General features: G+C 74.4%; 22 protein-coding genes. 12 read left to right on the top strand and 10 right to left on the bottom strand.

The window, feature by feature from the left end; all coding sequences use genetic code 11:
* Window positions 1-5: 5 nt before the first annotated feature.
* The 4 genes from ACWGH1_RS16600 to ACWGH1_RS16585 form a co-directional block, all read right to left on the bottom strand.
* On the bottom strand, window positions 6-1217 hold the full coding sequence (locus ACWGH1_RS16600; protein WP_453353823.1) for an acyltransferase family protein: 1212 nt from the start codon (window positions 1215-1217) through the stop codon (window positions 6-8).
* Window positions 1214-2260, bottom strand: coding sequence for an alpha/beta hydrolase (locus ACWGH1_RS16595; RefSeq protein ID WP_453353822.1), 1047 nt, complete (start codon window positions 2258-2260; stop codon window positions 1214-1216). Before ACWGH1_RS16595 ends, ACWGH1_RS16600 begins: the two co-directional genes overlap by 4 nt.
* A 124-nt stretch (window positions 2261-2384) precedes the next feature.
* Window positions 2385-3065 carry a response regulator gene (locus tag ACWGH1_RS16590; RefSeq protein WP_453353821.1) on the bottom strand — a complete coding sequence of 227 codons (681 nt, stop codon included), beginning with the start codon at window positions 3063-3065 and terminating at the stop codon, window positions 2385-2387.
* Entirely contained in the window at window positions 3062-4390 is a 1329-nt protein-coding gene (locus tag ACWGH1_RS16585) for a sensor histidine kinase (RefSeq protein ID WP_453353820.1), read from the bottom strand. Before ACWGH1_RS16585 ends, ACWGH1_RS16590 begins: the two co-directional genes overlap by 4 nt.
* Window positions 4391-4470: 80 nt before the next feature.
* On the opposite strand from ACWGH1_RS16585, the gene ACWGH1_RS16580 reads away from it, so the two are divergent.
* The 3 genes from ACWGH1_RS16580 to ACWGH1_RS16570 all read left to right on the top strand — a co-directional run bounded on the left by ACWGH1_RS16580 (window position 4471) and on the right by ACWGH1_RS16570 (window position 6245).
* Window positions 4471-5418, top strand: a complete 948-nt coding sequence (locus tag ACWGH1_RS16580) for an AEC family transporter (RefSeq protein ID WP_453353819.1) — start codon at window positions 4471-4473, stop codon at window positions 5416-5418.
* A gap of 220 nt (window positions 5419-5638) precedes the next feature.
* Entirely contained in the window at window positions 5639-5761 is a 123-nt protein-coding gene (locus ACWGH1_RS16575; protein ID WP_453353818.1) for a hypothetical protein, read from the top strand.
* Between the two features lie 43 nt (window positions 5762-5804).
* Window positions 5805-6245, top strand: a complete 441-nt coding sequence (locus ACWGH1_RS16570) for a hypothetical protein (protein WP_453408757.1) — start codon at window positions 5805-5807, stop codon at window positions 6243-6245.
* On the opposite strand, the gene ACWGH1_RS16565 is transcribed toward ACWGH1_RS16570, so the two are convergent.
* The 4 genes from ACWGH1_RS16565 to ACWGH1_RS16550 all read right to left on the bottom strand — a co-directional run bounded on the left by ACWGH1_RS16565 (window position 6172) and on the right by ACWGH1_RS16550 (window position 10883).
* Window positions 6172-7311: a trypsin-like peptidase domain-containing protein gene (locus tag ACWGH1_RS16565; RefSeq protein WP_453408756.1), complete on the bottom strand. Its 1140-nt coding sequence runs from the start codon at window positions 7309-7311 to the stop codon at window positions 6172-6174. The two genes, ACWGH1_RS16570 and ACWGH1_RS16565, sit on opposite strands and share 74 nt — an antisense overlap.
* 11 nt (window positions 7312-7322) lie before the next feature.
* Window positions 7323-8855 carry an FAD-binding oxidoreductase gene (locus ACWGH1_RS16560; RefSeq protein WP_453353450.1) on the bottom strand — a complete coding sequence of 511 codons (1533 nt, stop codon included), beginning with the start codon at window positions 8853-8855 and terminating at the stop codon, window positions 7323-7325.
* 127 nt (window positions 8856-8982) lie between these two features.
* Window positions 8983-9327, bottom strand: coding sequence for a hypothetical protein (locus tag ACWGH1_RS16555; protein WP_453353449.1), 345 nt, complete (start codon window positions 9325-9327; stop codon window positions 8983-8985).
* A gap of 11 nt (window positions 9328-9338) precedes the next feature.
* Window positions 9339-10883 (bottom strand): IucA/IucC family protein, encoded by a 1545-nt coding sequence (locus tag ACWGH1_RS16550; protein ID WP_453353451.1) that lies wholly within the window; start codon window positions 10881-10883, stop codon window positions 9339-9341.
* Window positions 10884-10937: 54 nt separating this feature from the next.
* On the opposite strand from ACWGH1_RS16550, the gene ACWGH1_RS16545 reads away from it, so the two are divergent.
* Window positions 10938-12491 carry an IucA/IucC family protein gene (locus ACWGH1_RS16545; protein WP_453353448.1) on the top strand — a complete coding sequence of 518 codons (1554 nt, stop codon included), beginning with the start codon at window positions 10938-10940 and terminating at the stop codon, window positions 12489-12491.
* 110 nt (window positions 12492-12601) lie between these two features.
* On the top strand, window positions 12602-13336 hold the full coding sequence (locus ACWGH1_RS16540) for a GntR family transcriptional regulator (protein ID WP_453408755.1): 735 nt from the start codon (window positions 12602-12604) through the stop codon (window positions 13334-13336).
* 61 nt (window positions 13337-13397) lie between these two features.
* On the opposite strand, the gene ACWGH1_RS16535 is transcribed toward ACWGH1_RS16540, so the two are convergent.
* Window positions 13398-13721, bottom strand: coding sequence for a MarR family transcriptional regulator (locus ACWGH1_RS16535; protein WP_453353446.1), 324 nt, complete (start codon window positions 13719-13721; stop codon window positions 13398-13400).
* Window positions 13722-13903: 182 nt separating this feature from the next.
* On the opposite strand from ACWGH1_RS16535, the gene ACWGH1_RS16530 reads away from it, so the two are divergent.
* From ACWGH1_RS16530 to ACWGH1_RS16500, 7 genes are all read left to right on the top strand, one after another.
* Window positions 13904-14857, top strand: a complete 954-nt coding sequence (locus tag ACWGH1_RS16530; protein ID WP_453353445.1) for a SigB/SigF/SigG family RNA polymerase sigma factor — start codon at window positions 13904-13906, stop codon at window positions 14855-14857.
* Between the two features lie 287 nt (window positions 14858-15144).
* A complete protein-coding gene (locus tag ACWGH1_RS16525) occupies window positions 15145-16215 on the top strand; it encodes a quaternary amine ABC transporter ATP-binding protein (protein WP_453353444.1) in 1071 nt (356 codons plus the stop codon).
* On the top strand, window positions 16215-18008 hold the full coding sequence (locus ACWGH1_RS16520) for an ABC transporter permease/substrate binding protein (RefSeq protein ID WP_453353443.1): 1794 nt from the start codon (window positions 16215-16217) through the stop codon (window positions 18006-18008). The genes ACWGH1_RS16525 and ACWGH1_RS16520 overlap by 1 nt, the downstream gene beginning before the upstream one ends.
* A 219-nt stretch (window positions 18009-18227) precedes the next feature.
* Entirely contained in the window at window positions 18228-18461 is a 234-nt protein-coding gene (locus ACWGH1_RS16515) for a hypothetical protein (RefSeq protein WP_453353442.1), read from the top strand.
* A 223-nt stretch (window positions 18462-18684) separates the two neighbouring features.
* Entirely contained in the window at window positions 18685-19758 is a 1074-nt protein-coding gene (locus ACWGH1_RS16510) for a PP2C family protein-serine/threonine phosphatase (RefSeq protein ID WP_453408754.1), read from the top strand.
* A 171-nt stretch (window positions 19759-19929) separates the two neighbouring features.
* Window positions 19930-23157 carry a TIM-barrel domain-containing protein gene (locus ACWGH1_RS16505; RefSeq protein WP_453354391.1) on the top strand — a complete coding sequence of 1076 codons (3228 nt, stop codon included), beginning with the start codon at window positions 19930-19932 and terminating at the stop codon, window positions 23155-23157.
* Between the two features lie 165 nt (window positions 23158-23322).
* The gene (locus ACWGH1_RS16500) at window positions 23323-24264 is read left to right on the top strand and encodes a LysR family transcriptional regulator (RefSeq protein ID WP_453354390.1); all 942 of its coding nucleotides are present in this window, start codon (window positions 23323-23325) and stop codon (window positions 24262-24264) included.
* Here ACWGH1_RS16500 and ACWGH1_RS16495 read toward each other — a convergent pair.
* Window positions 24261-25619 carry a tetratricopeptide repeat protein gene (locus ACWGH1_RS16495; RefSeq protein WP_453408753.1) on the bottom strand — a complete coding sequence of 453 codons (1359 nt, stop codon included), beginning with the start codon at window positions 25617-25619 and terminating at the stop codon, window positions 24261-24263. The genes ACWGH1_RS16500 and ACWGH1_RS16495 overlap by 4 nt on opposite strands.
* Between the last annotated feature and the right edge of the window lie 101 nt (window positions 25620-25720).

Genomic DNA, 25720 nt, shown 5'->3' with positions numbered 1-25720 from the left:
GCCCCTCACGCCAGACCCAGGGCGAACACCGCGAACCCCGCCGCCAGCACGCCGGCCAGCGTCCGGCGGACCGCGGTCGCCCGGGTCCACGGCTCCTCGAAGCGGCGCGCGTAGCGGGCGATGCCCACCAGCAGCACCGCGAACACCGGCATCCAGGCGAGGCGAGCCGCGAGCCAGCCCAGGCTGTCGGGGGCCGTCGTCAGACCCGCCAGTTCCCCGGCGAACGAGCCGGGTACGGCAGCGGCGAGCATGGCGCTCTGGTGCCAGCACAGGATCGTCATCGCACACAGGTTGACCACCACGACCGGCGCCCACAGCGCGGGCCGCGACAGCAGCCCCGCCAGCCGGTCGCGCAGCAGCATCGCCGCACCCGACTGGGCCGCGGCCAGCGCCAGTACCAGCAGCGACGGCGGGTGCGAGTTGGTCCGCGCCGCCCCCGGCACCCCGACCATCGACGCCGGATAGTGGAACACCACCAGCAGCGCCGCGAACAGCGCGAGCCCGCCCGCCAGCAGCGTCCACGCCCCGCGCCGCCCGATCCGGCCCTCGCCCCAGGCCACGCCCAGCTGGTACGCGAACAGCCAGCCCGGCAGGATGTTCAGCAGTGCCAGCCAGCCGGGCACCGAGCCGGCCGGCGGCCCGTAGCGCAGGAAGTCCACCACCGCGACGGAGGCCAGCAGCGGGGCCGCCGCCCAGCCGCCGAGCCGGCGCGCCGCCCGCACGCAGTACGGGGTCAGCGCGGTCACCGCCACGTATACCCCGACGAACCACAGCGGCTGGACCACCAGCGTCGCGCCGGTCCGCAGCGTCGCCTCCGGCACGCCGAGCGCGTACAGCGCCGGAGCGGCCAGGGCCCACACGGCCGTCACGCCGAGCACCGGACGGCCGAGCCGGGCGATCCGGCCCCCCAGCCAGGCCCGGGTCGAACCCGCGCGGCGGTGGAAGGACAGCACGGAGGCGTAGCCGCCGACCAGGAAGAAGACACCGAGCATCTGGAGCACCCAGCTCGCCGGGGCCAGACCGCCGAAGGCCGACAGCGGGCTCGCGTTGTGCAGGCCGCCCCCGGCGTCGAGGGTGAAGCCGCCGAGCAGCCAGTGCCCGGTCGGTACGGCCAGCAGCGCCAGGGCGCGCAGCCCGTCGATCGCGCGGTCCCGGTGCGCGGGGGTGCGCTGCTCGATCCGGGCGGCGGTCGCCCGCAGCGCGGTCAGGGCGCTCATCGCACGTCCCCCGTCGCGATCGCGGCGAAGGCCGTCAGGGACTGGGTGCCGGGCGTGAAGTAGCCGGTGTGGCCGTCCACGTCGGCGGCGGGCACCCGGCGGGCGCCGAACGCGGCGGAGGTGGGGTCGGCGCCGTGGCCGAGGCCGGCCAGCTCGACGTTCGGGACGTCGGCGATCCAGTCGGAGGGGCCCCGGGCCGCCCAGACGCGGGCGCCGGTGCGCAGTGCGGCGGCGCTGCCGGCCCGCATGCCCGGCGAGCCGAACGCGACGATGTCGGCGGCGTCCGTGTGCCGGACCGCGAGCCCGCAGACCACCGAGCCGTAACTGTGGCAGAACAGCGCCGGGTCGGGGGCGCCGACCGCGTCGAGCCCCGCCGTGAACCGGGCCAGCCGGGCGGCGCCGGCCTCGGCCAGCCGTCCTTCGGCCGCGTCCAGGCCGACGCCGACGGGAGTGGTGTAACCCGTCCAGGCCACCACGGCGGTGCCCGAGCCCTGCGTGGCGGTGCGCAGCGCCCGGGCCATCCCGGCGGGCCCGGTGGCGGGCTTGCGCGCGGTGTCGTGGCCGGTGGCGTCGTTGTCGGAGCCCGGGACGATCACCGCGACGTGGGCCGCGTGTTCCAGGTCGCCGAACACCTCGGCGACCTGACCCCGGCCGCGTGGGTCGAAGGAGAGTATCTGCCGGCCGGGACGGGCGAGGGAGGCGTACCGGGCCTCCCCCGTGGCGGTGATCGCCAGCCGGTTGGCCTCGTACCGCAGGGTGACCGGCGCGCCCTCCAGATTGCCCACCACCAGCGGGTGGCGGCTCAGGAGTGCTCGCCGCCGGGCGTCGTCGAGCCCCGCGAAGAACCGGGCGACCTCGGGCGCCGACGCGGTCGCCGGGTCGGGCAGCGGCCGCCCCGGCAGCGACTCGGCCAGCCAGCCGGCGGTGCCCGGCGGCGGGCCGGTGACCGGCGCCGTGCTGTCCGCGCCCGCCCATCCGGCGGTGCCCGCGACCAGTGTCGCCGTCAGCGCGGCGGCTGCCAGCGTCCTTCCGAAGCGGCGCATCCGCTTTCCCCTCTCCTCGTGGTGAGGCAGAAGGTAGGAAGGAGGTGCGGACCCCGACGTCGGACCGTGGAGCCAAGTCGGAGTTCATACCTGGGTAGGGGGTGGAGGAGACGCGGCGCGGAACTCAGGCGCTGTCGCCGGGCCGGACCAGCCCCGCCTCGTACGCGAAGATCACCGCCTGGGCCCGGTCCCGCAGGTCCAGCTTGCCCAGCACCCGCCCGATGTGCGTCTTGACCGTCTGCTCCGCCACCACCAGGCGTCCGGCGATCTGCTGGTTCGACAGCCCGCGCGCGATGAGCTCCAGTACCTCGGTCTCACGGGGCGTCAGCCCGTTCAACCGCAGCGCCGGGTCCTTGCGGGGCGCCGGGCGCTGCTGCACGAAGTCCGCGATCAGCCGGCGCGTCACCGAAGGCGCCAGCAGCGCCTCGCCCGAGGCGACGATCCGGACCGCCGCGATCAGGTCCGCCGGCGGGGCGTCCTTGAGGAGGAAACCGGACGCGCCCGCGCGCAGCGCCTCGTACACGTAGTCGTCGATGTCGAAGGTGGTCAGCATCAGCACCTTCGGCCGGTGCACCACGCCCGGCGGCGGTGTGAGGATCTCCCGCGCCGCCGTGAGGCCGTCCATCTCCGGCATCCGTACGTCCATCAGCACCACGTCGGGGTGCACGGTGCGCGAGACCCGCACCCCCTCGCGGCCGTCCGGCGCCTCGCCCACCACATCGATGTCGGGCTGTGCGGACAGCAGTGCGGCGAACCCGGCGCGCACCATCGCCTGGTCGTCGACGATGATCACGCGGATGGTCAACTGGCCTCCTCGGCCGAAGGGTTCACGGGCAGGCGGGCGGCGACGCGGTAGCCGCCACCGGGCAGCGGGCCGGTGTCGAGCGTCCCTCCCGTCAACCGTACGCGCTCGCGCATCCCGACCAGACCGTGGCCCGTGCCCGAGGTCTCCACCGCCACCACGGCGTCGCGTGCCGGGCCGTTGACGACCAGCACGAGCACCTCGTCGGGCCCGTCCGCGGACCGTGTCACCGAGACCCTGGCCGGCGCCCCCGGCGCGTGCCGCACCACATTGGCCAGCGCCTCCTGCACGATCCGGTACGCCGACAGGTCCACCGCCGGCGGCACGCCCCGCTCCGCCCCCGCCGCGAGGGCCAACTCCACCGGCTGCCCCGCCCGTACGGTGGCCTCCACCAGCTGCTGGAGCCGGTCCATCCCCGGCTGCGGAGCCCGTTCACCGGCGGGCCCGTCGCCGCCGTCGCCGCGCAGCACGGTCAGCAGCCGGCGCATCTCGCCCAGCGACTCGCGGGCACTGGCCGCGATCGCCGCGAACTCCTCCCGGACCGGCTCCGCCATGCCCGGCAGCCGGTACGGCGCGGAATCGGCCTGCACCGTGATCACCGACATGTGGTGCGCCACCACGTCGTGCAACTCCCGTGCGATGCGGGCCCTTTCCTCCAGCAGGGTGCGCCGGGACCGCTCCGCCTCGCTGATCCCCTCCTGTTCCGCGATCCGCTGCTGGGCGTCGCCCAGCACGCGCAGCGCCCCCGTCAGCGCGAGGAACGTGCCGCCGAGGACGAAGAGGAGGGGGGCGGTGTCCGTCACCCCCGCAGGCGCGAAGAAGCCCAGCACCACCCCGGCGGCGCCGGTCGCCAGCCATACCCCGACCAGCGTCCGGACGGACTCGCGCAGCCCCAGACAGGCCATCAGCAGCAGGTAGCCGACGATGCCCATCGGCGTCCACGGCCAGGCGTGCCCCGCCACCTCGTCGGCGTGGATCAGCAGCACCGCCCCGGCGGTGTCCGCGAACAGCACCATGCCCCAGGCGGCCAGCGGCCGGCTGACGGCGAGCAGCAGCGGCACCGTCTGCGCGACGCCCAGCGCCCCCGCCCAGCCGCCGCCCGCCTGGTAGTCGTTGGTCAGCACCGCGATGGTCACCGGCAGCAGCGCCACGACGAAGACGGCGGTCACGACGACCGGCGCCCACCGCTGCCAGCGGCGCGGCGCCCGCGCGAAGAGCGGCTCCCCCGGCCGGGCCGGCGTCCGCAGCACCATGGCGAACCGGGTGACCGCACGCGGTCCCCGGACGGGGGCGGGTGAGGGGGCCGTCGCCCCGGGTGCGTCGCTCATGACGGGCCAGACTATGCGGCCGCGACGGCGAAGGCGCGTACGGATAGGCTGCACCCGGTCGATCAAGGAGGACCGTACCCATGGGCGGGGCAGCCGCACTCGAAAAGCTGGTGCCGGTACTGCTGGCCTTCGGCGGCGGGGTGCTGCTGGCGCGCCGCAAGACGGTTCCGCCCGAAGCGTCCAAGGTGTTCGCCGACTACGCCTTCCTCTTCGCGGTCCCCTGCTACCTGTTCGGCAACATCTACGCGAGCGACCTCGGCGCCCTCTTCGACTGGCGCGCCATCGGCGGCTACGCGGCGACCGCGGCCCTCGCGGTGCTCTGCGTGGTCCTCGGCGCGGTCGCCTACGGCATACGCGAGCCCCGCGCCGTCGCGCTGCGCGTCATGGCGGGCGTCCAGGTGAACACGGCCTACTTCGCCGTCCCGGTCTTCATCACCGTGTTCGGGACGGCGGCGCCCATCTTCCCGGTGCTGCTGTTCCAGGTCTGCGTGCTGTCCCTGATCGTCATCGCCATCATGGAGCTGGGCCGCGCGGGCGCGGCGGCCGGCGGCCCCGGAATCCGCCTCGCCCGGGCGGTCCGGGCCTCTCTCGTCACCCCGCTCGTGCTGGCCTGCAACGCGGGCATCGTGTTCAACCTGCTGTCGGTGCACCTGCCGAAGGTGGTGCTCGACGGAGCCGCGTTCGTCGGCGACAGCGCCTCGCCGGTCGCCCTGTTCGCGCTCGGCCTGCACCTCGGCGGCACGGGACTCGGCCTGCGGGACACCACGCGCGAGGAGACGGCCCTGATCGCGGTCAAGTGCCTGGGTTTCCCGCTGCTGGCGTGGCTGGTCTGCGGGGCCGTGTTCGGCGTCCGCGGGGACTGGCTCGCCTACCTCGTGCTGATCGCCGCGATGCCGACCCCGCAGAACCTGTTCATCTTCGCGCAGCGCTACGACGTGGGGGTCGGCCTCTCCGCCTCCGTGGTGATCAAAAGTTCGGTCGTCTCCCTCCTGCTGCTGCCCCTCTGGTTGCAGACTGTCGTCTCATGACCCCCTCCCCGACGCCGCGACCGGCGCGACCCGTCAACGCCGTCACCCTCGGGCTGGCGGCGGCCTGGGCCGTCCGCGACCTGGAAGAGGTCGTCACGACGGCCCGTTGGTCCTGCACCCGCGTGCCCGCCCTGCGCGCCCGCCTTCCCCGCGTCCCGGCCCGGTATCGGCCCCTGTCACGGACGTCGACGGCCGCGAGTTCGCCACCGCCGTCGGATTCATGGGGCTCGTCGTCGCGGCCGGGGTGCTGCGGCCCGCCCGGGCCCGGGACGCGGTGCTCGGCCTCGGCCCGGCCGGAGCGGCGGCCGCCGCCGCGCACGCCGTGGCCCGGCGGATCCGGTAGGGCCTGCTCGTTCCCCCCGGCGGGCTCCGGTCGTTGACCCGGCATGGAGCTGCTGCCGATGAACGCGGCGCCGGGTGTCGGTGAACGGGCCGACGCCGCGGCCGATGCCGCCTGTCACCTCTACGACGCCGTCGCGCCCTGGGGCACCTGCGGGCCCGGCGGGTGGAGCCGGAGCGCCGCCGAGGACGCCGCCGAGACCATCGAGACCACCGCGCACGCGCTGGCCCGCATCCACCCGCGCGCCGAGGTCATCCTCGCCCCGGTGCACACCGCCCTCGCAGAGCTGCGCCGTCAGCTCGCCCTGGCCCCGGCGGACCCGCTGAGCGCCGAGGAGGTCCCGGCGACCCCGCCCACCGTCGGCAATCCGCGCCGCACCCGTTGGGTACGGGTGCACGCGCAGCCGGGGCCGCTCACCCGGCCCGGGCCGCCCGCGTCGCCCGCGACACCCGCGCCGAGGCGACTGCCGTCTCGTACAGCGCCCTGATCTCCGCCCCGAAGTAGGAGCTGTACGAGGTGTCGTCCGTGTCGCCGCCGGTCTTCCAGCCGCCGATGACCCCGATCACGTCACCGGTGAGGCTCCGCCGGTCGAAGTGCGTCAGGAAGGGCCCGCCGCTGGTGCCCCCCGGATAGCCGGTGCAGTCGATCCGCTGGAACGAACCCGGGATCTTCGGATCGGCGCTGGTGAACTTCGTCGTCCGGTTGACGCACAGGCGCGGCCGCGCCGCGGCCGCCGGGTAGCCGACGAGAGTGACCGAGGACTGTGCGTAGGCCGCGCCCGTCACCAGCCGGTTCCCGCCGACGACGTCCTCCACCAGGGCCCCCGAGGAGTTGGGCCCGACCTGGGCGAAGGCCACGTCGAGCGTCGCCGCGCGGTCGGCTCCCTCCCGCCGGTAGCGCGGGTCGATCCACACCTTGGCGCGCCCGGCGGAATCGCGCAGCACCGGGAACATGCCGTACGGCTGCGGCTTGTCGGCCCTGTAGTGCGGTACGAAGGCCACCTGCCGGGCGTCCGCGCCGAGCAGGCAGTGCGCGGCGCTGATCACCAGGTCGCGGCCGGGGGAGGAGACCACGCTCGCGGTGCAGAAGTACGCCCCGCCGCCCGTCATGACGAACATCCGGCCCACGACCGGCATGCCGTCGAAGTCGCGCCCGGTGCCCGGGTGGGCGGCCGCGGCCGCGTAGGCCGGATCGGGCGCGCGGCCGGGCTGCACGGCCGCGACGGTGGGCGAAGGCGTCGGCGTCGGCGTCACCGCGGGCGTCGGCGCCGGGACCGGCATCGGGGTCGCGGTGGGGGAGGCGGACGGAGCCGGAACGGCGGCGCCCGCGGCGGGTTCCGCGGGATCGGGAGAGGCGTCCGGCAGGGGGGAGGCGTCCGGCCCCGGCGGCGCGGGCCGTGCCGAGGCCATCCGCTCGGGCGTCCAGAACGCCTGCGCCTCCACGGCCGACCAGCGCCCGAGGACGGGGGCGCCGCTCGCCTCGGTGACCGCCAGCGGCCCGCCCACCAGCGCCAGCGCGGCCGTGGCCGCCGCCATCGTCAACGTACGTCGCATGCAAGGGCTCCCTAGATGGCTTGGGGAAAGCGGAACAGCCTGGCGGGGTCGTAGGTGCGCCGGACTTCTTCCAGCCGGGCGAGATTCGGGCCGTAGTAGGCCTCGCGCCAGCCGACGAGCTTCGGGTCGACGTAGTTCTGGTACGCGCTGCCGCTCGCCCAGGGCCGCAGGTCCCGCCAGAGCCCGTCCAGCCACTGCTGGTGCCGGGCCACCTCGGCGGCCGGCGCCGAGTCGGGCCAGTAGGCCAGGTACTGGGCGAGGAAGGCGTGGTCGCGGTGGGCGAAGGCGGTGGCCGTGGCCGCCGGGCGGTTCATGGCACCGCCGCACTCCCCGAGGAACTGCACCACCCCGCGGCCGCCCGCGGGCACCGCCTCCCGGTAGCGTCGTACGGCGTCCAGCACGGCCCGGACCGCCGCCTCCGGTAGTCCCGGCTCCGCCCAGAAGTCGGAGCGGCCCGCGTAGGAGTGCCGGCCGACCTGCCCCCGCGGGTCCCGGCCGGGCAGCCGGCCCGGCAGCCGGCACTGGGCGGCGCCGCGCCCGGCGCACCCCGACATGGTCCGTACGGTGTCGCCGTACCCCTGCACGGTGACCGAGCCGTCCTGCGGGTCGCGGCCGACCAGGCCGGACAGCCGCTCCAGTTCCCGCTCCAGCTCGTGGCGCCCGTCGAAGCACAGCACCCTGACGGCGGGGGCGTCGTCGCCGCCCGCTTCGACGAGGAACTCCAGGTGGCTCCAGAACGGGTCCGGGAGCCCGCCCAGCCAGCGCTGCCAGCCGTCGAGCACCGCCGCGCCGTCCGCACCGGGCCAGCGCAGTTCCGCCGAGGCGACGTCGCCGACCGGGTGGGTACGGAAGCGGAACTCGGTGACGACGCCGAAGTTCCCGCCCCCGCCGCCGCGCAACGCCCAGAACAGGTCGGCGTCCCGGCCGGCGTCGGCCTCGCGGACGACCCCGTCCGGGGTGACCACCCGTACCCCGGTGAGGGCGTCGGAGGTGGTTCCGTAGGCCCGCGACGCCAGGCCCATGCCCCCGCCGAGCGCCAGTCCGGCGATCCCGACCGACGGACACAGGCCCGTCGGGATGCCCACGCCCCGGGCGGCGAGGCTGCTGTTCAGGTCCCCGATCCGGGCCCCGGCGCCGATCCGCACCCCGTCCCCCTCGACGGCCAGCGCGGCCATGGCCCCGACGTCGACCACGAGCCCGGCGGCGGCGGTGGACCAGCCCGCGTAGCTGTGCCCGCCGCCGCGCGGCACCACGGGTACGGCGCAGCGCCGGGCGAAATCCAGACAGACGGCCACGTCACCGGCGTGCGCCGGGTAGGCCACCGCGCCCGGCGCGACGGCGTCGTAGCGGGGCTGGAAGAGCTGCCGGGCTTCGGGGTAGTCCCGGTCGCCGGGGAGGATCACCCGGCCGTCCATCGCCCGGGCGAGGGCCCCGAAATCAGGGCCTCGTGAAAGCCTGCGGGAGGAGGCCCGGGCACCCGCCCCCACGGTGGAGAGTACGGCGGCGGCCGTGCTTATCAGGACCAGACGGCGGTGAAGGCTCATCCCTCCTTCCTGCCACCGGCCGGAGCGTTCGGGCCGAAGGCGGGCCAGCAAAGCGCGAGTTGCCCCCCGAACGGCCCAAACCGCTGTTACCTTCCCGTGCCGCCGGCAGTGACGGCCCGGTCCGACGTCATGCCGAGGGCTCGCGCGCCGACAGGAACACCTGCGGGTACTTCTCGTGGCCCTCCGGCTCCCGCACCGGCCGCGCCGCCTCCGCGAGCCCGGCTCCGGCCGGCCGGCCCGCCACGACGTACGGTGGTGTTGTCCCGTACACGTCGAGCCCGAAGAGACGGCCGTCCGCGATGTCACCCGACCGCGACCGCGACCGCGAGCCCGCGTACCGCCCCGTCTCCGCGCACGCGTTCGGCGAAGGCGGCCGGCCTGGCGCGTCGAAAGAGCGGCCGGACAGCCCCTGGTCCTCGGCGACGGCGTCGTACGACGCCCGTACGGCATGGAGGTACGAGGTACCGGCCATGTTCCCGGGCCTCAAGGCCCGCCCCGTCGGGCGGCGATCGGATGGGGCAGCTCCGCCCACTGGTCGCCGGGTACTCCGGGGCTCAGCCGCATCAGGGTCAGGGCCTTCACCGGGAGCGGCTCCCGTGCCAGGGCCGCGCTGTCGGCGGTGGCCGCGAGCGAGTCCAGCTCCGCCAGGGCATCGCCGAGCGCCCGTGCCGAGCCCACCGTGGCCGCGAGCGCCCCGGCCACCGCCGAGCCGAACACCTTGCGCCGCAGCGCCGTCACGTCGTCCGTGATCTGCCGGCCCGGCACGGCCGGCACGGGCAGACCGTTCCGGGCCAGCCGGGCCGGGCTGATCCGGATGTCGCCGAGGTCGCGGTACACGAGCCGGACGGGGGCGCCGTCGGGGGAGAGGACCACCAGCAGGTTCTGCCCGTGTGCCTCCAGCGCGACCCCGAGGTCCAGCACCTCCAGGCACACCGACAGGACGAGCCGGGCGAACTGCCCCCGCCAGGCCGCCGACCGTACCGGCACCGTGCCCGCGAGGGCCGCGACCGGCACCACCTGCTCGCCCGGGCCCGCGTACGTCTCCGGCGGCTCGCGGAGCACGGCCGCCAGGTCGGGACTGTGCGCGGTGACCGCGCCCAGGGTGCGGGTCACGTGCAGGCGCCCGCCGAGCCGTTCGCACAGCACCTGCGCGAAGTCGGAGACGGCCGTCGCCGTCTCGACCGACCGGCCGGAGATGTCCCGCACGGAGGAGGTGAGCCGGGTGCTGAGCGCCGTCTTCACATGGGCGCCGCCGCCGGCCGGGGCGAGGGTCCGCAGTGCCATCAGCGGATGCGCCGGGATGCCGGGGCCGGCCCTAGCCGCGTCGGCCGGAACCATCAGGACGTGCTCCGCCTGCCAGGGGTGCACCGGGATCAGGATCCGGTTCGCGTCCCGCAGCCGGTCCGGCCAGTTCCCCGTCACCAGGTACTCACCGGCCGGGACGGCCACCGTCCCGAGCTCGACCACCGGCCGGTGCTCCGGTGCGTACGCGAGCTCCTCCGCGACCGAGAAGCCGGGACGGGCGCGGCAGTTGGGGTGGTACGGGTGCCCGTCGACGACCCGCTGCTCCCACTGCCAGCCGGTCTCGGGGGCGCCGTCGAGGTCCGCCCGCGGCTGCCCCGCCCGGGACAGGGCGAGCGAGGCCGTGCTGTGGTCCAGTTCGGCGGCGAATCCGGCGCCGTGCGGTACGTCCAGCGCCGCCATCAGCCGCGCGGGCTGCCGGTGGACGCGCCCGTCCAGGCGCAGCTCCGTCACCCGGTCGGCGGTGGCGTACGGGTCGGGCAGCGGGCCTTCCAGCCGCCCGCCCCCGGCCGTGAACACCACCAAGGAGTCCGGCCCGCTCTCGCGGCGCTCCACCCAGGGCAGCGGCTCGAACGCCAGCGCCCGCCACAGCCGGGTCAGCACGGCCGCCCGGGCACCACCCAGCGCGGCCGCGTAGGGCGCGCCGAGTCCAGGGCGGACTTCGCCCAGTTCGGCGGCGACCGTTTCCTCGGCCGAAGGGCGGGGGGCGTGCGTACTGCGGTCCAGGGTCCCGCTCCTCTCTCATAATTGTCTTACCCGATGATCGGTGATGATCACCGAATGGATCGAATGGAACCAGTGGACCTCAACGCCGCCGCCGATGCCTACGCCTCCACCCCACTGCTGAACTGCCTGCTGCGGGAGGCGGCCGATCCCACGGGGGAGGAGGGCGTCCACCGGCTGCGCGGCAGCGGGCGGCTGCTGCGGGCGCGCGGGGTCCGCCGGGCGGAGCGGCCCGAACTGGGCACGGCGCACGGCTGGCGCCGGCTCAGCCATGCCGAGCTGGTGAAGCTGAGCGCCGACGAGCTGCGCCGGTACACCGGTGTCCCCAACGACGAACTGCCGGCCGAGATCAACGACAGCCGGGACACGGTCGCGGCGCTGCTGGCCGCCCGCGCAGCGGCCGAGACCCCGGCGGACCCGTACGTCCGCTCGGAGCAGGCCCTGGTCATGGGGCATCCGCACCACCCCGCCCCCAAGGCCCGCGGCGGCGCCCCCGCCGCGAGCTGGCTGCCTTACGCCCCCGAGGCGCACGCCCGCTTCCCGCTCCACTTCCTCGGGGTGCGCGAGGACCAGGCCGTGGAGGAGGGCGGCCCCGCCGTCGCCGCCGCGATCGAGGCACTGGCCGGCGTCCTGGACGGCCCCCGGGCGCCGGCCGGGTACCGGCTGCTGCCCGCGCACCCGTGGCAGCTGGCCCTGGTCGAAGACCGCCCGGCGGTGCGCGAGGCCTTCGCCGACGGGCGGCTGGTGCGGCTCGGCCCGGGCGGCGGGACGGTCTGGCCCACCGCCTCGGTCCGGACCCTGTACGTGCCGGACCCGGCCCGGGACGTGTTCGTCAAGTTCAGCCTCGATGTGCGGATCACCAACGACGTGCGCCGGCTGTGGCGGCACGACCTGCTGCGGCTGCGGCGCACGGACGACGCGGTCCGGGCCGCCTTCGCCGATCTGCGCCGGGCGGGATCGAACGGGGTCTGGCTCTCCGACCGGGGGTACCGGACGGCCGGCTTCGCGTTCGAGGAACTCGCCGTCGTCGTCCGGGACGGCCTGCACGGGCGGCTCCTGCCCGGAGCCGGCCCGCTGCTGGCGGCCGCGCTCGCCGAAGGCTTCGAGGGAAGCCCGCTCGCGTCCGCCCCGGACCCGGCCGCGTGGTGGCGGGCGTACCTGCGCCAGATGGTGCCGCCGGTGCTGGGGCTGTTCGCCCGGCACGGGATCGTCCTGGAGGCCCACCTGCAGAACTGCCTGGTCGCCGTCGACGGCCGGGGCCTGCCGGTCCAGGCGGTCTTCCGGGACGCGGAGGGCGTCAAGCTGCCGGCCGACCTTCCGCGCGAGGCCGCGTGGCAGCGGCTCGTCTACTGCCTGGTCGTCAACCACCTGGCGGGGATCGCGGAGGCGCTGGCGGACCGGCACCCCCGGGTCGCCGGGCAGCTGTGGCCCGCGGTCCGCGAGGAACTGCTGCGCTTCGACGCCGCCCACGGGCTGCCCGAGATCGCCGGGCTGCTGACCGCCCCCGCCCTGCCCGCGAAGACGAACCTGCTGCTGCGGTGGACCCGGGCGGACGGCGCGGAGGCGCGCTACCTGCCGCTGCCGAACCCGCTGCGCAACCAGCAGGGGTAGGGATTCGGCCAAGGTGGTTCCGGTTGCGCGGCGCATCCGTGTCAAAGGTATAGACCACTGCTACGTTGGACGGCAGACCGCAGCCCTTGGCCCCCGTCAGAGGAGAAGTCATGCCCGGCCCGGCCGCCATGCCCAAGTACCAGCGGATCGCCGTCGCCCTGCGGCAGGAACTCGCCCGAGCGGCGCGGAGCCCGGGCGGCAAGCTGCCTTCCGAGCGCAGTCTCGCGGCCCGCTACGGGGTCAACCGGCAGACGGTCCGGGCCGCGCTCCAGCAGCTGCGGGCGGAGGGGCTGATCGTCACCGGGCGGCGCGGAACCCGCCCCGCACCGGGCGCAGCCGGCCCTACGCCCCCGGCCGCCCCGCCGAGCGGGGGCCCGGCCGCCGCCACCCAGGGCCGGCTCACGCTCGTCAGCGTGCCGCCGTCCTTCGCCGCGATGCTCGGGATGCGCGGCGGGGAGCGGACGCTCGTCCACCACCACCGCGAACTCGGCCCGGCGGGGGAGACGCGCCGGCACGCCGTGACGTACCTCTGCCCGCGCGTCGTGGCACGCACCCCGGAGCTGGCGGACCTGCGCGAGCGCGTGGCCGCCCGGGACCTGGACCTCGCGCCCCTGGAGCGCTGGCTGGAGCGGGCCGCGAACGAGGGGCGGACCGTCGAGACCCTCACCATGACGCGCACCGCCCACCCGGCGGTCCGCGCGGCCCCCGCCTGTGGGCTGACGGTGCGCCGCGCCCTCTACGACCCCTCGGGGACCCTGCTCGCCCTCACGGACCTGGCCTTCCCCGCCTGGGACCGGCTGACCTTCCACCGCGACCGCCCGGTGGACGCGTTCCGGGTGCTCTGACGGTGATCCCGGCCACAGGCGTGACCGAGGGACCATCCGACCCTGATCCGCCGGACACGCCCTAGCCCCCGACCCCGACGCCCGCCCCCGCTTCGGACTCCGTGCCGGTCTCGGGCTGGTGCTGGGTCGGGGCGCCGGCGAGGAGGGCGAGGAGGCCGGCGACCTGGACGCCCGCCTCGGCGGGGTGGCGGAACAGGGCGTTGCCGGAGATCTCGTACCGGTTGCGGCGGCCGTCCCGCAGGCGCCGCAGGTAGCCGTCCGTCTCCAGGTCGGTGACGATCGCCTGGACGGTGCGCTCGGTCAGGGCGCAGGTCATCGCCACGTCCCGCAGGCGTACGCCCGGGTCCCGGGCGATGGCCACCAGGACGCGAGCATGATTCGTCAAAAATGTCCAATTATGTCGCTGAGACGGACTGCCCATACGCTCATGATGCGACACCCGATTCAGGTGGCGCAATACGCGAAACGTGTTTCCGGTATTTCTTGACGTAAGAGCGGAAGCAGTCCAACATCTACCGCAGTCAAGGTCCCGCGCCGCAAGCCGACCAGCCCAAGGAGCGAACCCCCATGCCGGTCCCTGTCCCCTCCTCCCGCACCGCCGACACCGCTCGTCCGGCCGACACGGGAGTCCCCGTCCCCCGCCTCCGTCCTTGCACGGCGGGTCTCCCGCTGATCGAGGACCCGCGGGAGGTGGCCCCGTCGGACGCGCGGGAACTCTCGAAGGTCTTCTTCTCCCGCCTGCGAGAGCTGTCCGAGGGCACCCCGGAGTACCAGTACGTCCGCAACACGCTGATCGAGATGAACGCCTCACTCGTCCAGTACGCCGTCCGCCGCTTCCGCGGCCGGGGCGAGGGCGGCGACATCGAGGACATCGTCCAGGTCGGAACCATCGGTCTGATCAAGGCCATCGACCGCTTCGACCCGACGCTGGAGAACGAGTTCTCCACGCTCGCGATGCCGTACATCACCGGCGAGATCAAGCGGCACTTCCGTGACACCAGCTGGGCGGTCCACGTCCCGCGCAGGCTCCAGGAGCTGCGCATCGACATCGCCAAGGCCAAGGAAGAGCTGACGGTGCGGCTCGACCGCTCGCCGACCGTCGCCGATCTCGCCGCGCACCTGCGCCTCAGCGAGGAAGAGGTCGTCGAGGGGCTGGTCGCCGCCAACGGTCACACCAGCGGCTCCCTCGACGCCCCGCAGTCCGAGCACGGCGACGCGACCGAAGGCCAGAGCCTCGCCGAGGTCATGGGCGAGGAGGAGCCGGCCATGGAGCTGGTCGAGGACATCCAGACCCTCGCCCCGCTGCTCGAACGGCTCACCGACCGCGAGCGCCGGATGCTCCAGCTGCGCTTCGGCGAGGAGCTCACCCAGGCCCAGATCGGTGCCGCCCTGGGCATCTCGCAGATGCAGGTCTCGCGTCTGCTGACCCGGCTGCTGACCCATCTCCGGAAGTCCATGCTGGCCGACCCGGAGCCGTCCGAGGCTCTGGCCGGGCGTTCCGCGCCCGCGCGCCGCGGCTGAGCCGCTCGCACCCGCGAACGCAACCGCCGAAGCCGGCACCACCCGACGCACGTCGCCACCGCAGGCGGCGTGCGTCGTCGTATGCCCGCCGCCATTCGCGCCTTCACCGTGAGGTAGATCACCTTTGCGTTTGCACTGAATGGAGGAGGGAACGAGCGGATCTGGAACGGAACCTTCCACCAGCCTGTCCCATGGCCGGCGGGAGGGGCGGGCGGATCCCGCACCGCTCCACGGTCCGCGCCGCCCCACCGCGCGCGAGCCGTATCCCCACGACCCGCGAGGTGTATGTGTCCACGCTCCAGGCCGAGCACGTGTACAAGGTGTTCGGCAGACGACCCGGCGACGCCGAAGGCGACGCGGAGGTGATCCGCACGCTCGAAAGCGGCACCGACCGCGAGGAACTGCGGGCCGACGGCGTCACGGCCGCCGTGATCGACGCCTCCTTCCGCGTCGAGCCCGGCGAGATCTTCGTCGTCATGGGTCTGTCCGGATCCGGCAAGTCCACCCTCCTGCGCATGCTCAACGGACTGCTGGAGCCCACCGCGGGACGCATCCTCTTCGACGGGGAGGACCTCACCGGGCTCGCTCCGGCCGAACTGCGCCGGGTCCGCTCCACGAAGATCAGCATGGTGTTCCAGCACTTCGCCCTCTTCCCGCACCGGAACGTGCTGGAGAACGCCGGTTACGGTCTGGAGGTCCAGGGCGTCCCCCGGGCCGAGCGCGAACGGCGCGCCGCCGAGGCGCTGGCGCTGTGCGGGCTCGGCGGCTGGGAGAACTCCTGGCCCGACGAGCTGTCCGGCGGCATGCAGCAGCGCGTCGGCCTCGCCCGCGCCCTCGCCACGGACGCCGACCTGCTGCTGATGGACGAGTCCTTCAGCGCCCTCGACCCGCTGATCCGCCGTGACATGCAGGACCAGCTGCTCGAACTCCAGCGCACCCTGAAGAAGACGATCGTCTTCATCACCCACGACCTCAACGAGGCCATGCGGCTCGGCGACTCGATCGCCGTCATGCGCGACGGCCGGATCGTCCAGCAGGGCACCGCCGAGGACATCCTGGTCCGGCCCGCCGACGAGTACGTCGCCTCCTTCATCCAGGACGTCGACCGCTCCCGGGTCCTGACGGCCGACGCCGTCATGGACGAGCCCGAGCCGCACGCGGACGCCTGCGCCTGCCCGACCGTCAGCGCCGGCACCCCGCTCGCCGACCTGTGCGCCGTCAGCGCCCGCGTCCCGCACCCGGTCGCCGTCACCGGCGCGGACGGCGCCGTCGTCGGCACGGTCGGTCAGGACCGCCTCATCGCCTTCATCGGCGACGAACAGCGGCCGCCGATGCGCTGCGCGGAGGTGGCCGCGTGATGCCCCGCATCCCTCTCGGCGCCTGGGTCGACAGCGGCGTCGACTTCCTCCAGCGCCACCTGACCTGGCTCTTCGACGCGATCAGCGCGCTGGTCAGCGGCCTCTACGACGGCATCGACGCCGTCCTTTCCGCCCCCGCCCCGCTGCTCTTCGCCGGCATCCTCGCCGTCGGCGCGTGGTGGCTGCGCGGGCTGCTCGCCGGCCTGCTGGCCTTCGCCGGGTTCGCACTCGTCGCCTCCATCGGCCTGTGGGACGACGCGATGTCCACGCTCTCCCTGGTCCTGGTCGCCACCCTGGTCACCCTCGTGATCGCGGTGCCGCTGGGCGTCTGGGCGTCCCGCTCGGACCGGGTGAGCGCCGTACTGCGGCCCGCCCTGGACTTCATGCAGACCATGCCCGCGATGGTCTACCTCATTCCCGGCATCGTCTTCTTCGGGGTCGGCGTGGTGCCCGGCATCATCGCGACCATCATCTTCTCGCTGCCGCCGGGCGTCCGGATGACCGAGCTCGGCATCCGCCAGGTCGACGGTGAGCTGGTCGAGGCCGCGAACGCCTTCGGCACCACCCCGCGCAACACCCTCGTACGGGTACAGCTGCCGCTCGCCCTGCCGACGATCATGGCCGGCATCAACCAGGTCATCATGCTCGGCCTCTCCATGGTCGTCATCGCCGGCATGGTCGGCGGCGGCGGACTCGGAGGCGCCGTCTACCGCGCCATCGGCAGCGTCGACATCGGCCTCGGCTTCGAGGCCGGCATCTCCATCGTCATCCTCGCCATGTACCTGGACCGGATGACCGGCGCCCTCGGCCGCCAGGTCTCCCCGCTCGGCCGGCGCGCCCTCGCCAAGGCCCGCGCCGCCAAGCGGGGCGCCGCCCGGGTGTGGCAGCACCGGCCCCAGCCGGTACACGCCCTGAGCGGCGTCGTGGTCCTGGCCCTCGTCGCGGGCGGCCTCGGCGTGTTCGGCGGCGGGACCCCGGCCGCGACCGCCTCCGGCCTCCCCGACACCGGCAAGGGCCGCACCGTCAGCATCGGCTACATCCCCTGGGACGAGGGCATCGCCTCCACCTTCCTGTGGAAGGAGCTGCTGGAACGGCGCGGCTACAAGGTCGATGCCCGCCAGCTGGAGCTGGGCGCGCTCTTCACCGGCCTCGCGGGCGGCCAGATCGACGTCCAGACCGACGCGTGGCTGCCGGTCACCCAGGCCGAGTACTGGAAGAAGTACGGGAACCAGCTGGACGACCTGGGTTCCTGGTACGGCCCGACGTCCCTCGAAGTGAGCGTCCCCTCGTACATGAAGGACGTCACCTCGCTCGCCGACCTCAAGGGCAAGGGAAGCCGGTTCAAGGGCCGGATCATCGGCATCGAGCCCAGCGCGGGCGAGATGACGATGCTCAAGGACAAGGTCCTGCCGCAATACGGCCTCGACGGCGAGTACCAGGTGGTCGACGGCTCCACCCCCGGCATGCTCGCCGAACTCAAGCGGGCCTACGCCAAGCGGGAACCGGTCGCGGTCGTGCTCTGGTCCCCGCACTGGGCCTACGCCTCGTACGACATGAAGAAGCTCCAGGACCCGCAGGACGCCTGGGGCAAGGGTGACGGCATCCACACCGTCACCCGCAAGGGCTTCGCCGCCGACGAGCCGGAAGTCGCCGCCCGGATGCGCTCGTTCAAGCTCACCGAGCAGCAGCTGACCGGTCTGGAGGCCAAGATCCAGGAAACCGGCAAGGGCAAGGAACAGCAGGCCGTCCGGGCCTGGCTGGACGCCCACCCGGAGGTCGCGAAGCTCGGCTGAGCGGGCACGGCACACCAGCGCCGGTGCGCGAGGAACCGTACGGTCCTCCGCGCACCGGCGTTTTCGCGCCGGCGGCCCAGGGGCGGCTGAGCGCCGCACCGGCGGGCCGGGCCCGTGAGCGCCCCGTGACCTGCCGGAACCCGGGGCGAATCGCCCGTGCGTACGAAGCGCCGCGCATGGCACAGTGCCAGCAGCACAACCCCGGACCAGGGAGCCGCCATGCGAGACCCGCACACCGCGCCGCCGACGCTCACGGCCGCGCCCGAGAGCCCCGGGGCGCGGTCCGCCCCACTGCCGCCCTGCCCGGTGTGCGCCGCCCGTGCGGAACGGATTTCCTGGCGCCAGCGCCCGGGGGAGCCCGTGGTCCTGGTCTTCGACCCCTGCGGCCACCGGCACGCCGCAGCGGCCCCGCCGCGCCTGGCCGTCAGCCCGGGCGTACCGCTCGACTTCTGACCCCCGTACGAGGTCTCGCCGTCCGCCGGACAGAGCGTCACCCTCCCGGTCCGCCGAGGCCCGTACGAGTGGTTCCCGCGCGGTGTCCGCCGGGCTGTGGCGGGTGCGGATACCGCTCGGCCGGGTGCGCGCCCCTGCGCGGGAGGGAGCAGCGCGGGTGTATGCAGGAGTCATGGACCTACGGCCGCAGCACGGAGGGACCCGCCGGTACCGGGAACCGCGCATGGCGATGTGGTCCGTTCCCCTGGCGCTGATCGCGGTCGTCACCACGGTCGACGTGCTGGCGCCGCCCGATGTCCATCTGGGCCCCTTCCTGGCCGCCGCCCCTGCCGTCACCGCCTCGTTCGCGGGGCCCCGGGCGACCGCCTTCGTCGGCGCCGTGGCGGTCGCGGCGCAGGTGGCGGTGGCCATCGTCAGGACCACCGCCACCGACCTGAACCACACCTTCCAGATCGTCGCGCTCATCCTGATCTCGGTGTTCGTCACCTTCTTCGCGCACCTGCGGGAGGTGCACGAGGCGCAGCTCACCCAGCTCCGATCGGTCGCCGAGACGGCGCAGCAGGTCCTGCTGCGGCCCTTGCGCGAGCGCATGGGCCCCCTGCGGCTGGCCTCGGTCTACCTGGCCGCCGAGGCCGGGGCGCGGATCGGCGGTGACCTGTACGCCGCCGCCCGCACCGACGACAGCACCCGGCTGCTCATCGGGGACGTCCGGGGCAAGGGCCTGGAGGCGGTCGGCGAGGCGGCCATCGTCCTCGGTGCCTTCCGCTCCGCCGCCCACCGCAAGGCCGCGCTGAACGAACTGGTCGCCTACCTCGACGGTGCGGTCGCCGCCGACATGGACGACGACACGCACGAAGACGGCGGCCGGCCGCCGGGGGAGGGCTTCACCACCGCCGCCGTGGTCGACATCCCGGACGCCGAGATGGTCCTGCGGGTCATCAGCTGCGGCCACCCGCCGCCGCTGCTGCTGCGCGGCGGCCGGGCCGTCCCGCTCCAGGTGACCCAGCCGGCACCGCCGCTGGGACTCTCCGAACTGGTACTCGGTGGCTTCACCCCGCAGTCCTTCGCCTTCGAGCCCGGCGATCTGGTGCTCCTGTATACGGACGGGGTCATCGAGGCCCGCAACGAGGCCGGTGCCTTCTACCCCCTGACGGAGCGGGCCGCCGCCTGGACCGGCGGCGGCCCGGAAGGCCTGCTGCGCCACCTCTGCGCGGACCTGCTCCGGCATGCGCCGCGGGGCCGGCTGGGGGACGACGCGGCGCTGGTGGCGATCGAGCGGCTCGACGGCGGCGCCTGAGCCACAGCCCCGAGCCGCCGCGCTGTTCATGCTTGAACCTGCTTGCTACGGCCCAATTTCGAGCAACTTCTTTCATTCGGCCCTCGGCAGCCGCTATCTTGGCCGTGCTGTTTGCCAGGCGCATGCCAAAGCGGTGTGTCCGTGACCCCGGACCGCACGAGGAGCTGCCCCGTGAGACTGACCCTGAGGCGCATCCGTCCCGTCCCCACCCCCGCCCCCACGAGAGCCCGGGTCCGCCCGCGCCGCCGCGGCCCCGGTGCGGCCCTGCTAGCCGGCGCCCTCGCCATGGCGGGGCTGGCCGCCGCCGGCCCGATGGCCGCACCGGCCGACGCGGCCCCGGCCCCCGCCACGGCGGGCAACGCCACCGGCCTCACCCAGTCCGGCAACACCTTCACCGTGACCACGTCCTCCGGCGCCAAGGCCCGCGTGGTCGTCGCCCGGGCCGACATCTTCCGCCTGTGGCTCTCGCCCGACGGTGCCTTCACCCAGGACCCGGCCGGCTCCGACCTCGCCACCACCACCGACTTCGGTCCCGTGAACACGGCCTTCACCGACGCGGGCGCCTACTACCGGATCACCACCGGCGCCCTCTCCGTCCGCGTCGACAAGACGCCCCTGCGGTTCTCCGTCTACCGCGCCGACAACACCACCCTCGTCTGGCAGGAGACCCAGCCCACCTCCTGGACCGGCACCCGGACCACCCAGTACCTCGCCCGGGGCGCGGACGAGCAGTTCTACGGAACCGGCCTGCGCCTCGGGGAATGGGCCCTGCGCGACAAGACCGTCCCCGTCGCCGTGGACAACGGATGGCGCGAGAACGGCAATGCCAGCCCCGCCCCCTTCTACATGTCCACCAACGGCTACGGCGCCATGCGAAACACCTGGGCCCCCGGCTCGTACGGGTTCAACGCGCCCACCACCCTCGCCCACGACGAGAAGCGCTTCGACGCCTGGTACTTCACCGGCGACTCCCTCAAATCGGTCCTCGACGCCTACACCGACGTCAGCGGCAAACCCTTCATGGCGCCGATGTGGGGCTTCGAACTCGGCAACGCCGACTGTTTCAACGCCTCCAACCCCGCCTACCAGGGCGACCACGACCGCCTGCGCCACCAGACCACCCCCGACGTGGTCGGCTACGCCGCGGACGCCCGCGCCGCCGACATGCCCTCGGGCTGGTTCCTGCCCAACGACGGCTACGGCTGCGGCTACACCGCGCCCCTCAAGTCCACCGTCGACGCCCTCAGGGCCAAGGGCTTCCAGACCGGCCTGTGGACCTCCACCGGACTCACCGACATCGCGACCGAAGTCGGCGCCGCCGGCACCCGGGGCGTCAAGACCGACGTCGCCTGGATCGGCGGCGGATACAAGAGCGCCTTCACCGGCGTCCGGCAGGCCGTCGACGGCATCGAGAAGAACTCCGACGCCCGGCGCTACGTCTGGACCGTCGACGGCTGGGCCGGCACCCAGCGCAACGCCGTCGTCTGGACGGGTGACACCAACGGCACCTGGGACGACATGCGCTGGCACGTCCCCGCCATCACGGGCGCCGGCCTCTCCGGCCTCAACTACGCCTCCGGTGACATCGACGGCATCTTCGGCGGCAGCCCCAAGACCTACGTCCGCGACCTCCAGTGGAAGGCCTTCACCCCGGCCTTCATGACCATGTCCGGCTGGGGCGCGGCCAATCCGGCCGCCGGCTACCAGGACAAGCAGCCCTGGCGGTTCGCCGAGCCCTACGTGTCCATCAACCGCAGATACCTCCAGCTGAAGATGCGGCTGATGCCGTACCTGTACACCATGAGCCGTGCCGCGCACGACACCGGAGTGCCCAGCACCCGAGCCATGGTCCTGGAGTACCCGAAGGACCCGGTGGCCCGGGGCAACCTCACCAGCGGCCAGTTCATGGCGGGCGACTCCTTCCTCGTCGCGCCCGTCGTCTCCGACACCTCCGTGCGCGACGGCATCTACCTGCCCGCCGGCACCTGGACGGACTACTGGACCGGCACGACCTACGCGGGCCCGGGCTGGCTCAACGGCTACCGGGCACCCCTCGACACGCTGCCGCTGTTCGTCAAGGGCGGCGCGATCGTGCCGATGTGGCCGCAGATGAACTACACGGGCGAGAAGCCCGTCTCCACCCTCACCTACGACATCCACCCGCGCGGGAACTCCGCCTTCAGCCTCTACGAGGACGACGGCCGCACCCGCGCCTACCAGTCGGGCGCCTTCGCCCGCCAGCAGGTGAACGTCAGCGCCCCCACCGCCGGTACGGGCACCGTCACCGTCTCCGTGGGCGCCCCCACGGGCAGCTACGCCGGACAACCGGCCTCGCGTGGCTACGAGTTCAGCCTCCACGTCGGCTCCGCGCCCACCGCCCTCACCGTCGACGGCGGCGCGCTCGCCCGGCTCACGACGAAGAGCGCGTACGACACCGCCGCCACCGGCTGGTTCTTCGACCCGGCCGACCGCTCCGGCGTCCTGTGGGTCAAGACCGGTACGAAGCAGGGCGCCTTCAGCGTCACGGCCGCCGGGGTCACCCTGCCCGCCGCCGGCGCCATCCCGGCCGGCTCCGCCCCGCTGCCCCAGTCGGCCTGGAGCCTGCTCTCCGCCGACAGCCAGGAGACCGCCGCCGAGAACGGGAGCGCCGCGAACGCCTTCGACGGCGATCCGGCCACGATCTGGCACACGGCATGGTCCTCCGGAACCCCCGCGCCGCTGCCCCACGAGGTACAGATCGACCTCGGCGCCCGCTACACGGTCGACGGCCTGGGCTACCTGCCCCGCCAGGACGGCGGGGTCAACGGCCGCATCGGTTCCTACGAGGTCTACCTGTCCGACACCACCACCGACTGGGGCCCGCCGGCGGCCACCGGAACCTTCGCCGACAGCGCCGCCCTGAAACGGATCGCCCTGCCCGCCACAACGGGCCGCTACCTGCGGCTGCGCGCCCTGACCGAAGCGGGCGGCCGGGGACCCTGGACCAGCGCGGCCGAACTCAGCCTCACCGGACGGGCGACCCCCCTCCCGGCCGACGCCACCCTCGTCAACTCGGCGGCGGGCGGCTGCGCCGACCTGCCGCACAGCAGCACCGCACCCGGCACCGAACCCACCCTGTACACCTGCCACGGCGGCCCCAACCAGCGCTGGACCCTGCTGGGTGACGGCCGCCTCACCGGCCTCGGGGGCGTCTGCCTGGACGCCACGAACGCGGCGGCCGTCACGGTACAGCCCTGCGGCGCGGCCGCCGGCCAGAGCTGGCAGCCGGGACCCGACGGCAGTCTGCGCAACGCCGGCCAGTGCCTGACCCCGGAGGGGTCCGCCACCGCCAACGGCACCCGCCTCACCCGCACGGCCTGCGCCGGTACACCCGCCCAGCGGTGGACGTTCACACCCTGAACCACGGGGTGGGTCGGCACCCGAACCGTGCCCGCTCGGAGTCCGGACTCCGGGCCGGGCGCGGTTCCGGGTTGCCGCCCGGGCCCTGTACCGATCCTCACCGAGCCCAAAACCCAAGTCAATCCCCGGGTTTCGGCGCCGGACCCAAGCTGTAGCTTTGCCCCCATGACCCTCGACGACCTCCGCGTCTTCGTCGCCGTGTGCCGTGCCGGCAGCCTCAGCGCCGTCGCCCGCGAGCTCGGCCGGACCCAGCCCGCCGTCAGCCAGCACGTCCGGCGCCTGGAGAAGGAGACCGGCGCCGCCCTTCTGGAGCGCCACGCCCGCGGGGTGGCCCCCACCGAAGCCGGCCGGATCCTGCTCGCTGCCGCCGCCGACGGCATCGCCGGCCTCGACGGCGCCCTGCGCCGCCTCGACGACCTCGTCCACGGGGACGCCGGCTCCGTCCGGGTCACCACCGGCGCCACGACCGTCCGGCACTTCATGTCCGAGGCGGTCGTCACCTTCCGCCGCCGCCACCCCGAGGTGAGCCTGGAGTTCCAGACCGAGAACTCCAGCCGCAGCTGCTTCGCCGCCCTCGCCGCCGACGACCTCGACCTCGCCTGGATCACCATCGGCGACCCCGTACGCGGCATCGAGCAGCGTCCCGTCATGCACCTGCCGTGGGTCCTCGCGGTCGGCGCGGAGGACCCCCTCGCCACCCGGCCCCGCGTCGAGCCCGCCGAGCTCGGCGGCATCCGGCACATCCGGCTCCCGGAGAACTCCGCCTCCCGCGCCCACCTCGACGCCGCCCTCGCCTCCCGCGGGGTCCGGATCAGCCGCTCCGACACCAGCGTGGCCGACTGGGACACCGCCCTGCTGCTGGCCGAACTCGGCCTCGGCCACGCCCTGATACCGGCCCTGCCCGGCTGGCAGGTCCCCGGAACCGAGGGCCCGCTCCGGCTGCTGCCCGTCCCCGACCTGCCGCCCCTCGCGGTCGGCTGGGCCGTGCGCCGCTGGAGCGCCCTGACCCCGCCGGCCCGGCTCTTCGCCGACGAGGTCGCCCGCTCCTGCACCGCCCGCCCCGCCGGCCCCTCCCCGAGTCCGCACGGCTCAAGCCCGGCCCGTTAGCCACGCTCCCCGGGCGCGGCCGGCGCGCCGGCCGGCGGCGCCGGCGCCGGGCCCAGCGTCGTGGCGCCCGGGACCGCCCGGTGGCCGAGGCCCGTGCGGTACACGTCCAGGGCGGCCTCCGGGCGCCCGTCCCGCCGCAGCAGGTCCCCCAGGAGCCGGCACAGGTCCGCGAGGTCCCCCGCCGCACCGCTGCGCTCCAGCAGCGCCAGCGCCCGTACGTAGTGCCCCTCGGCCGCCCCGGTGTCCCCCCGCTCCTCCGCGATCAGGCCGAGCAGCCGGTGCGCTCCGCCCGCGTGCACGGCGCCGTGCCGCTCGCCCAGCTCCAGCAGCGCCGACAACAGCCCGGTGGCCTCGTCGTACCGCCCGAGCCGGCGCAGTACGTCGGCCAGCTCGACCTCCACCTGGGCGGTGAACAGGGCCGCCCGCTGCGCCGCCAGCATGTCCCGCGCGGTACGCAACTCCCCTTCGGCCGCAGCGAGTTCCCCCCGCTGGGCCTGGACGTAGCCGCGCATCCAGTGGCAGTGCGCCAGATCGGTGCGCATCCTCAGCTGCCGGTAGACCGCCTGCGCCTGGGCGAGGGAGGCGTCCGCGTCGGCCGTGCGTCCCTCCGCGAGGAAGGTCCGCGCGACCTGCCGGTGCATGCCCGCCACCAGCGCCGGGTCCTGGACCTGCGGGGCGAGCGCCAGGGCCAGTTCGGCGGCGTGGGCCGCCCGTGCGTGGGCGCCCATGTCCATGTAGGGGCCGATCGCGGCGGCGTAGAGCAGCACCAGCGCCTCGGGATCGCCCAGCCCGCCCGCGGTCAGCCCGTCGATGGCCGATTCGAGGAGGTAGCACGCGTAGCGCAGTTCCCCGGCGAGCAGATGCGCCACGGCCCGGCCGCGGACGGCGCGGGCGCGGCGGGGGAGCGGCTCCTGCGCCAGCAGCCGCTCGGCCGTTTCGAAGTGGCCCATGGCGTCGGTGAGTTCGCCGCGCTCCAGCGCGCAGTCGCCCAGCCCCAGCTGTGCCTCGGCCCGTTCCGGTTCCAGGCCGAGCTGCTCGGCCTCGGTGAGCAGCCGCCGGAAGAGGGCGGCGGCTTCGTCGGCGGCGCCGGTGGCGAGGGCCCGCTGCGCGTCGGTCAGGGCGAGCCGCAGTTCGGTGGCCAGCCGCGCGGGGCGGCCGGTGGCGAGTTCCTCGTAGGAGGTGCCGAGCCGGTCGGCGAGGAAGCGCAGCGCAGCCTCCGAGGGGCGGACCCGGCCCGACTCCAGGGTGGAGATGTAGGCGGGCGTGTACACGGGCTCCGCCAACTGCCGCTGGGTGAAGCCGCGCTCGGCCCGCAGCCGGTGCACGCGGCGGCCGATTTCGGCCGGTTCATCCATGAAGTCCCCCCTGGTCGTGTGAACTCCCCAGTATTCAACGGGAGATGGCCATTGCGCGGATCCAGTCCGCGCCCCTAACTTAAGCACCCGGTTAAGCCTGC

The sequence above is a fragment of the Streptomyces sp. NPDC054883 genome, from assembly GCF_053610645.1.
This window is presented reverse-complemented; position numbering and strand designations above follow the sequence as displayed.

Excerpts from the sequence above, each read along its gene's own strand:
- ACWGH1_RS16565 (WP_453408756.1), bottom strand. The coding sequence starts at position 7,311 with ATGCGACGTACGTTGACGATGGCGGCGGCCACGGCCGCGCTGGCGCTG.
- ACWGH1_RS16600 (WP_453353823.1), bottom strand. The coding sequence starts at position 1,217 with ATGAGCGCCCTGACCGCGCTGCGGGCGACCGCCGCCCGGATCGAGCAG.
- ACWGH1_RS16595 (WP_453353822.1), bottom strand. The coding sequence starts at position 2,260 with ATGCGCCGCTTCGGAAGGACGCTGGCAGCCGCCGCGCTGACGGCGACA.
- ACWGH1_RS16585 (WP_453353820.1), bottom strand. The coding sequence starts at position 4,390 with ATGAGCGACGCACCCGGGGCGACGGCCCCCTCACCCGCCCCCGTCCGG.
- ACWGH1_RS16555 (WP_453353449.1), bottom strand. The coding sequence starts at position 9,327 with ATGGCCGGTACCTCGTACCTCCATGCCGTACGGGCGTCGTACGACGCC.
- ACWGH1_RS16495 (WP_453408753.1), bottom strand. The coding sequence starts at position 25,619 with ATGGATGAACCGGCCGAAATCGGCCGCCGCGTGCACCGGCTGCGGGCC.
- ACWGH1_RS16520 (WP_453353443.1), top strand. The coding sequence starts at position 16,215 with ATGCCCCGCATCCCTCTCGGCGCCTGGGTCGACAGCGGCGTCGACTTC.
- ACWGH1_RS16570 (WP_453408757.1), top strand. The coding sequence starts at position 5,805 with ATGGAGCTGCTGCCGATGAACGCGGCGCCGGGTGTCGGTGAACGGGCC.
- ACWGH1_RS16580 (WP_453353819.1), top strand. The coding sequence starts at position 4,471 with ATGGGCGGGGCAGCCGCACTCGAAAAGCTGGTGCCGGTACTGCTGGCC.
- ACWGH1_RS16530 (WP_453353445.1), top strand. The coding sequence starts at position 13,904 with ATGCCGGTCCCTGTCCCCTCCTCCCGCACCGCCGACACCGCTCGTCCG.
- ACWGH1_RS16545 (WP_453353448.1), top strand. The coding sequence starts at position 10,938 with ATGGATCGAATGGAACCAGTGGACCTCAACGCCGCCGCCGATGCCTAC.
- ACWGH1_RS16560 (WP_453353450.1), bottom strand. The coding sequence starts at position 8,855 with ATGAGCCTTCACCGCCGTCTGGTCCTGATAAGCACGGCCGCCGCCGTA.
- ACWGH1_RS16515 (WP_453353442.1), top strand. The coding sequence starts at position 18,228 with ATGCGAGACCCGCACACCGCGCCGCCGACGCTCACGGCCGCGCCCGAG.
- ACWGH1_RS16510 (WP_453408754.1), top strand. The coding sequence starts at position 18,685 with ATGGCGATGTGGTCCGTTCCCCTGGCGCTGATCGCGGTCGTCACCACG.
- ACWGH1_RS16540 (WP_453408755.1), top strand. The coding sequence starts at position 12,602 with ATGCCCGGCCCGGCCGCCATGCCCAAGTACCAGCGGATCGCCGTCGCC.
- ACWGH1_RS16500 (WP_453354390.1), top strand. The coding sequence starts at position 23,323 with ATGACCCTCGACGACCTCCGCGTCTTCGTCGCCGTGTGCCGTGCCGGC.
- ACWGH1_RS16575 (WP_453353818.1), top strand. The coding sequence starts at position 5,639 with ATGGGGCTCGTCGTCGCGGCCGGGGTGCTGCGGCCCGCCCGGGCCCGG.